Origin of the sequence: Desulfovibrio sp. SGI.102, from assembly GCF_050314315.1 — a bacterium.
Taxonomy (GTDB): Bacteria; Desulfobacterota; Desulfovibrionia; order Desulfovibrionales; family Desulfovibrionaceae; genus Desulfovibrio.
Genome location: NZ_JBNPNC010000086.1, coordinates 1 through 6,397 on the forward strand (window position 1 = coordinate 1; position 6,397 = coordinate 6,397).

The 6,397-nt window shown below is 64.1% G+C and carries 5 protein-coding genes; 4 read left to right on the forward strand and 1 reads right to left on the reverse strand.

Going from position 1 to position 6,397, the window contains the following annotated elements:
• Positions 1 to 34 precede the first annotated feature (34 nt).
• Entirely contained in the window at positions 35 to 1,195 is a 1,161-nt protein-coding gene (locus ACQRCJ_RS11805) for a LarC family nickel insertion protein (RefSeq protein ID WP_427799873.1), read from the reverse strand.
• A 153-nt stretch (positions 1,196 to 1,348) separates the two neighbouring features.
• Here ACQRCJ_RS11805 and ACQRCJ_RS11810 point away from each other — a divergent pair, with 153 nt between their 5' ends.
• The 4 genes from ACQRCJ_RS11810 (at position 1,349) to ACQRCJ_RS11825 (ending at position 6,350) form a co-directional block, all read left to right on the forward strand.
• Positions 1,349 to 2,005: a CBS and ACT domain-containing protein gene (locus tag ACQRCJ_RS11810; protein ID WP_168936173.1), complete on the forward strand. Its 657-nt coding sequence runs from the start codon at positions 1,349 to 1,351 to the stop codon at positions 2,003 to 2,005.
• A gap of 226 nt (positions 2,006 to 2,231) precedes the next feature.
• Positions 2,232 to 2,549, forward strand: a complete 318-nt coding sequence (locus tag ACQRCJ_RS11815) for a TusE/DsrC/DsvC family sulfur relay protein (protein ID WP_006007905.1) — start codon at positions 2,232 to 2,234, stop codon at positions 2,547 to 2,549.
• Positions 2,550 to 2,698: 149 nt separating this feature from the next.
• Positions 2,699 to 5,161: a penicillin-binding protein 1A gene (locus ACQRCJ_RS11820; RefSeq protein ID WP_427799874.1), complete on the forward strand. Its 2,463-nt coding sequence runs from the start codon at positions 2,699 to 2,701 to the stop codon at positions 5,159 to 5,161.
• Between the two features lie 292 nt (positions 5,162 to 5,453).
• Positions 5,454 to 6,350: a tRNA (adenine-N1)-methyltransferase gene (locus tag ACQRCJ_RS11825; RefSeq protein WP_168936175.1), complete on the forward strand. Its 897-nt coding sequence runs from the start codon at positions 5,454 to 5,456 to the stop codon at positions 6,348 to 6,350.
• Positions 6,351 to 6,397 lie beyond the last annotated feature (47 nt).

Consider the following 6,397-nt stretch of genomic DNA (forward strand, 5'->3'; position numbering starts at 1 on the left):
CTCTAAATATTTTTACAGGTAGCGGAAAAAATTTTCATTTTCTCCCAAAGCGCAACGCCGGGGCCCCCAGTCCGAGGGCCGTCGCCTGACGGGCCACGGCGTCGGCCTCCGGCCGGACATACATCCTGCCTTCCAGTTCATATTCCTTGGCAGGCAGGCTGGCCCCGCCGCAGGCACAGGTCGTGGCCCTGCGGGGCAGCACCAGACGTTGCAGCAGCTGGCGCCGCAGGCCCAGGGTATGCGTATGCCGCAGGACGGCCCGGGCGACATTTTCCGTATCGGCAGGACGACAAAGCACCCGCAGCAGGCCCGCGGGACGATTCTTCTTGCCCGTGCCCGGCAGCCACAGCACGTCCAGCACATCGGCGGCAGCGGCCAGCTGCTCCAGGGCCGTGCCCAGCTCCTCGCCGGTCAGATGGTCGAGATGGCACTCCAGCTGCATCACGTCTTCCTCGCCCCCCTGGCCGTGATCGACCTGCCGGGGTTCCCGGGCCTCCACGAGCCAGGCCCGCAGGCCGGTGGGCGCCGGACGCGCGCCGTAGCCCGTGCCCATGGCCAGCAGGCGGCCTTCCGGGCCTTCCACGAATTCGTCCACCAGCACACGGGCCAGGGCCGCGCCGGTGGGGGTCACCAGCTCCGTCTTCGCGTCGGTGGAGTACACGGGCAGGCCGCGCATGAGGTTGGCCGTGGCGGGCGCGGGCAGGGGGATCTCGCCATGGGCACAGGTGATGCTGCCCCCGAACCAGGGCAGCGCACAGGCCGTCACCCGCTCCACGCCCAGCTGGTCCAGCGCCCAGCAGGCGCCCAGGATGTCCACCAGGGTGTCCACGGCGCCCACTTCATGGAAATGCACCTCTTCAGGGGCGATGCCGTGGGCCTCGGCTTCGGCCAGGGTCAGGGCCTCCAGCACGGCCAAGGCCTTGTGGCGCACCCTGTCGGCCACAGGCACGGCGGCAAAAATGGCGGCGATGTCCGCCGGGTGCCGCAGGGGCTGGCCCTCCGCCTCCCAGCTGACCTCCACCCGGCAGCCGGGACCGCCGCCCCGCTCTTCCTGCCAGACCTCCAGCCGGCAGGCCACGCCCGCCTGTGCCAGCAGGCCCGGCAGGGGGGAAAGGTCCACACCAAGATGGGCAAGGGAGGCCAGGGTCATGTCCCCGCTCATGCCGTGACTGCAATCAAGGAAAAGATGCTGCATCTGATAATGACTCCGTTATGAAACTCCGCGCTGCCACTTTTGCTTACAGGCTTGTTTGTGGGCGCAGCTTGGTATATGGTGAGAGGACAGGACAGAAAAGGGAACCTTCCCGCCCGCGGTATGCCGCAGGGTCTCTGTTCAACAGGAGGATCCATGCTCGTAGAAAACTGGATGGCTACCAACGTCATTGCCGTCAAGCCCGACACGTCCCTGCTGAAGTGCCGCAACCTGCTCAAGGAACACCAGATCCGCCGCCTGCCCGTGGTCGATGACCAGAACCGGGTGGTGGGTATCATCTCCGACAGAGACGTCAAGGGCGCGTCGCCCTCCAAGGCCACGGCGCTGGAAGTGCATGAAATGCAATACCTTCTGGCAGAACTCAAGGCCAAGGACATTATGACCGCCAAGCCGGTCACTATCAAGCCCTGGGACAGCGTGGAGCAGGCGGCCATCATCATGATGGACAAAAAGTTCGGCGGTCTGCCCGTGGTCTCCGAAGACAACAAGCTGGTGGGCATCATCACCGACCAGGACATCTTCAAGCTGCTGATCAACATCACCGGTGCCCGCGTGGAAGGCATGCAGTTCGCCTTCGAACTGCCCGATACCCCCGGCAGCATGCGTGTGATCTTCGATACCATGCGCAAGCACAATGCCCGCATCATTTCGGTGCTGTCCTCTTATATGGAAGACAACAAGCGCCAGATCTACGTCCGTATCCGCAGCATGGAAGAATCGGCTGTCGAAGCCCTCGTCAAGGATCTGGAAGCGACCGGCACGCTGCTGCTGGCTGCTCCCTATGACGTGTAGCTGACCGCCTCCCTGAAGGAAACAGCAGACGCAAATCTTCGTATATGCGTAGGTTTTGACGGTTTTTTCAGGGCTTGCCAAGATTATTTTTTTGTGGCAAAAGAAGTGTGCATTTGCGATTGCAGAGCTTTCGCAATTAATGGGGAATGAGCCGAACACCATATGCTTCGGCTGTCTGGCTCGGGCCGCAAGGCCCGAATAGAGCAAACGTCCAAGGAGGACACGCATGGCTGAAATTAGCTTTCAGGGCAAAACCTTCGAAGTTGATGAAGACGGCTTCCTGCTCCGTTTCGACGACTGGTGCCCGGAATGGATGGAATTCGTGAAGGAATCCGAAGGTATCGCCGAAATCACCGCTGACCATCAGAAGATCCTGGACTTCCTGCAGGACTACTACAAGAAGAACGGTATCGCTCCCATGGTCCGCATTCTGTCCAAGAACACCGGCTACAAGCTGAAAGAAGTGTACGAACTGTTCCCCTCCGGCCCCGGCAAAGGCGCCTGCAAAATGGCTGGCCTGCCCAAGCCCACCGGCTGCGTGTAGTTCTCAGCATTGCTTGAAAGGCGGGGCTTCGTCCCGCCTTTTCCCTTTCAGGCGTCCCCTCTCGCAGGCGGACGCCTTTTTCTTTCCCGGCCCGCGGCGCCCCGCGCCCTCCCTTTACGCGCAGACAAAAAAACGGTATCCGCCTTGCCATGAACGTAAAAAAAGTCTTCCTCTGGTCCTTCGGTCTGCTGTTCACGCTGGGCATCCTCGGCTGTGCCGCCGTGGCCGGCCTGTTCTACTGGGCCTCACGCGACCTGCCCGACCTGGAACGCCTTACCGGTTACGAAGCCCCGCAGGCCACGGTCATCCTGGCCCGTGACGGCTCCACCATCGGCACCCTTGCCACGGAAAAACGCTACAGCATCACCCTCAAGGAGATGTCTCCCTGGCTGCCCATGTCCTTCCTGGCTGCGGAAGACGATTCCTTCTACCAGCATCATGGCGTCGATCCCGTGGCCATCGTGCGTGCTTTCATCTACAACCTGCGCAACAAGGCCTCCGGCGGCGGCCAGCAGGGCGGCAGCACCATCACCCAGCAGATCATCAAGCAGCTCCTGCTGAGTTCGGAACGCAGCTATACCCGAAAGATGAAGGAAGCCATCCTGGCCTACCGGCTGGAGCACACCGTCAGCAAGGACGACATCCTCCAGACCTACCTCAACTATATCTATCTGGGACAGCACTCCTACGGCGTGGAAGCCGCGGCCCGTACCTATTTCGGCAAGCACGCTTCCGACATCACCCTGGCCGAGAGCGCCGTCATCGCCGGTCTGCCCCAGGCCCCCAGCCGCTACAACCCCTTCCGGCATCCCGAGGCCGCCAAGGCCCGCCAGATGTATGTCCTTGGCCGTCTGCGCACCCTCAAGTGGATCACCGAGGAACAGTACCAGCAGGCCATCAACGAGCCCCTGGTCTACTGGAGCATGCCCGAGAACCGCGGCGGGGCCTCCAAATGGTATTTTGAAGAAGCCCGCCGCCTGCTGGTGGAATTCTTCACCGAAGAGAACCTGCGCACCCTGGGCATCGATACCCTGAAGAGCGGCGAGGAATACGTCTACACCGCGGGCCTCACCGTGCGCACCGCCATGGATCCCGTACAGCAGGATGCCGCAGGCGCCGCCCTGCGCCGCGGTCTGGAAGAACTGGACAAGCGCCAGGGCTGGCGCGGCCCGGTCAAGAAGCTCTCCCCCGCGGAGGTGACCGAGTTCCGCGAAAAAAGTACCTTCGCCCCCGCCGACCTCATGGGCAAGGCCTGGGTGCAGGCCGTGGTCACGGCCGTGGACGCCAAGGGCGCCCGCGTCCTGCTGGGCAAGGGCTACACCGGCTACATCCCCGTAGCCAACATGTCCTGGGCCCGTACCCCCAACCGCAAGATCTCCGGCTGGGGGGCTCCCGCCGTGCGTGACGCCCGCAAGGTGCTGAACGTCAACAACCTGATCATGGTCTCGGCCGCGCCCGTGACCGTCCAGGCCGAAGGCGGCAAAAAGGGCAAGGCCGCCACCAAGACCGTGGACTTCGATCCCGCCACGGCCTCGCCGCAAAAGCCCATCACCCTGCTCCTCCAGCAGGAGCCGCTGGTGCAGGGCGCTCTGGCTTCCGTAGAGACCCAAAGCGGCGACGTGGTGGCTCTCATCGGCGGCTACCAGTTCGGCGACAGCCACTTCAACCGTGCTACCCAGGCACGGCGTCAGCCCGGTTCCAGCTTCAAGCCCGTGGTCTACTCCACGGCCCTGGACTTCGGCTTCACGCCCACGTCCTCGGTGCTGGACGGCCCCTTCGTCTACGTGAACCCCTACACCAACGAAGTCTGGCGTCCCGGCAACTACGAAAAGAACTTCCGCGGCATCATGCCGCTCTATGAGGCCCTGACCCTTTCCCGCAACACCTGCACCGTGCGCCTGGCCCACAAGGTGGGCATCAGCAACGTCATCCAGCGCGCCAAGATGCTGGGCCTCGAACCCCACTTCCCGCAGGAACTGTCCATCAGCCTCGGTGCCGTGGCGGTCTCGCCCCTCAACCTGACGCAGGCCTACGCCGCCTTCGCCAACCAGGGCCTGGGCGTGCGCCCGCGCATCATCACCTCCATCACCGACAACAACGGCCGCGAGCTCTACCGGCAGGACATCCAGCACTGGCAGGCCCTCACCCCGCAGAACGCCTACCAGATGGCCACCCTGCTCAAGAACGTGGTCAACTCCGGCACCGGCAGCCGCGCCCGTGTGGACGGCCACGTCATCGCCGGCAAGACCGGCACCAGCAACGACGAGAACGATGCCTGGTTCGTGGGCTTCTCGCCCTCTCTGGTCACGGGCGTCTATGTGGGCTTCGACCAGCTCCAGTCCCTGGGCAAGCAGGAACAGGGCGGGCGTACCGCGGCCCCCATCTTCCGCTATTACCGCAGCCAGATCGAAGACCTGTACAACGACCAGCCCCAGGACTTCACCATGCCGCCCGGCATCACCATGCAGGACGGTCTGGCCTTCCAGGGCGTGCCCGGCCCCGGCCTCTCGGCCATCGACAACGCCAGCGAGGACCCGGCCACGGGCAGCAGTACCCCGGAGACTCCCGATACCTCCGGTGGCGGTGAAGACCTCATGCGGCAGATGTTCTAGCTCCTGAAACAGGGCCATCCCCACAGGGGACAGCCTCTGAAAAACAGACACACGCACACTGCGGGGCCTCCTTCCGACGGATGGAGGCCCCGCCTGATGTACCCGAAGCCTCCGCAGCACGGGCTGCGGGCGCTGCCACATAGCACAGATCGCCCTGCCCCGCCCCTTCGCGGACAGGCAGACCCGGACCATAACGAAAGGCCCCGGCCGCCCGGCAGCCCCTGCCCTGCGGCGCCCCTTTCCGGGCAGTGCCCCCGCCCTGCCCCGACCCACTCCAACCACAAGGAAACACATGATCCCCTACGGCTCTCTGGTGGTCTACGTCACCCCCAACAAGGACCGGCGCTACATCAAGCGCCTTGAGGAAGGTCAGGACTGGCACAGCAACGACGGCGTCCTCAGCGCCGAAGCCGTACACGCCGCCAACTTCGGCAGCGAAGTGCGCACCAGCCTGGATATCCCCATCCGTGTGCTGGAAGCCACCCTGCACGACCGTCTCAAGGGCCTGAAGCGCCAGACCCAGATCATCTATCCCAAGGATATCGCCTACATCTGCCTGCGCCTCGGCGCCGGTCCCGGCCGTACCATCATCGAGGCCGGTTGCGGTTCCGGCGGCCTGACCACCGGTCTTTCCTGGTTCTGCGGCCCCACCGGCCGCGTCGTCAGCCACGAGGCCCGCGAAGAATTCATGAAGCTGGCCCGCCGCAACCTCGAATGGGCCGGCGTGGGCGACAACGTGGAGATCGTCCACCGCGACATCGCCGACGGTTTCTGCATCGACAACGCCGACGCCCTCTTCCTCGACGTGCGCACCCCCTGGGAATACCTCGACCACGCCGTCAAAGCCGTGAAGCCCGGCGCCATGTTCGGCTTCCTCGTGCCCACCGTGGACCAGGTCAGCAAGCTGCTCATGGGTCTGGAAAAGGGCCCCTTCGCCGACATCGAAGTCTGCGAGATCCTCATGCGCAACTGGAAGCCCGTGGCTGACCGCCTGCGCCCCGAAGACCGCATGAACGCCCATACCGGCTTCCTCATCTTCTGCCGCCATCAGGAGCGCAGCGCCGACTTCGAATACAGCCGCCCCCTGGGCACCCGCCAGCGCAAGCAGGAAGCCGCCCGTCAGGCCCGCCTTGCCGAGAGCGGCGCCAATCCCTACGACGACGGCGAGACCGCCGGCGACGATGAATAGTTTCCGCAACGCTTTTTTGAACGAGAGGGGGAGGGGCGTTTTTTGGG

Bases quoted from the DNA above. Each gene is read 5' to 3' on its own strand.
- ACQRCJ_RS11815 (WP_006007905.1), top strand. From the start codon at position 2,232: ATGGCTGAAATTAGCTTTCAGGGCAAAACCTTCGAAGTTGATGAAGAC.
- ACQRCJ_RS11825 (WP_168936175.1), top strand. From the start codon at position 5,454: ATGATCCCCTACGGCTCTCTGGTGGTCTACGTCACCCCCAACAAGGAC.
- ACQRCJ_RS11820 (WP_427799874.1), top strand. From the start codon at position 2,699: ATGAACGTAAAAAAAGTCTTCCTCTGGTCCTTCGGTCTGCTGTTCACG.
- ACQRCJ_RS11805 (WP_427799873.1), bottom strand. From the start codon at position 1,195: ATGCAGCATCTTTTCCTTGATTGCAGTCACGGCATGAGCGGGGACATG.
- ACQRCJ_RS11810 (WP_168936173.1), top strand. From the start codon at position 1,349: ATGCTCGTAGAAAACTGGATGGCTACCAACGTCATTGCCGTCAAGCCC.